This window comes from Teichococcus aerophilus, from assembly GCF_014490485.1.
Classification (GTDB): Bacteria; Pseudomonadota; Alphaproteobacteria; order Acetobacterales; family Acetobacteraceae; genus Pseudoroseomonas; species Pseudoroseomonas aerophila.
The window spans coordinates 1-807 of the sequence record NZ_JACTVA010000131.1; the positions used below are offsets into that span (position 1 = coordinate 1).

Sequence of the window (807 nt, forward strand, 5' to 3'; positions counted from 1 at the left end):
CCCGCCGGCACCGTGCCCCCACGCCCCGCGTGAAACGCCACATCCAGCACGATCGATACCGCCGTCATCGCCCTGTCCCGACGCAACAACATCGCCTGACCCCTGATCCACTTGCCAAAGACGTGATATAACCCCTCCATGCCCGCACGTCACACCCCCTCCGCCCCCGCCCGCCCCGACCAGGCCCTCCCGCCTCACGCCACGGCCGGCCACGGGATGATGTTCGACAGCTTCCTCGACACCGTCGGCCGCACCCCCCTCGTCCGCCTGCCCCGGCTCGAGGCCACCCGCGCGCCCGGCGCCCGCCTCGCCCTCAAGCTCGAGTTCCGCAACCCGCTCGCCTCCCTCAAGGACCGCATCGGCCGCGCCATGATCGAGGACGCCGAGGCCCGCGGCCTGATCGCCCCCGACCGCTCCGTCATCGTCGAGCCCACCTCCGGCAATACCGGCATCGCGCTCGCCTTCGTCGCCGCCGCCAAGGGCTACCGCCTGATCGTCACCATGCCGGACGGCGCCTCCGTCGAGCGCCGCAAGATGCTCCGCCTGCTCGGCGCCGAGGTCGACCTCACCCCCGCCGCCCAGGGCATGGCCGGCGCCATCGCCCGCGCCGAGGCCATCGCCGCCGAGACCCCCGGCGCCTGGATCCCCCGCCAGTTCGACAACCCCGCCAACCCCGCCGTGCACGAGGCCACCACCGCCGAGGAAATCTGGGCCGATACCCAGGGCCAGGTCGATATCGTCGTCGCCGGCCTCGGCACCGGCGGCACGCTCACCGGCATCGCCCGCGCCCTGAAGCCGCGCCGCGAC

The 807-nt window shown here is 73.6% G+C and carries 1 protein-coding gene and 1 pseudogene; one reads left to right on the forward strand and one right to left on the reverse strand.

What is annotated here, in order from left to right:
• Positions 1–92, reverse strand: a pseudogene (locus IBL26_RS25845) (transcriptional regulator); the annotation flags it as partial.
• 127 nt (positions 93–219) lie between these two features.
• Between IBL26_RS25845 and IBL26_RS25440 the strand changes: the two are divergent.
• The coding region (locus IBL26_RS25440; RefSeq protein WP_187787284.1) for a PLP-dependent cysteine synthase family protein at positions 220–807 on the forward strand (588 nt) is incomplete at its 3' end.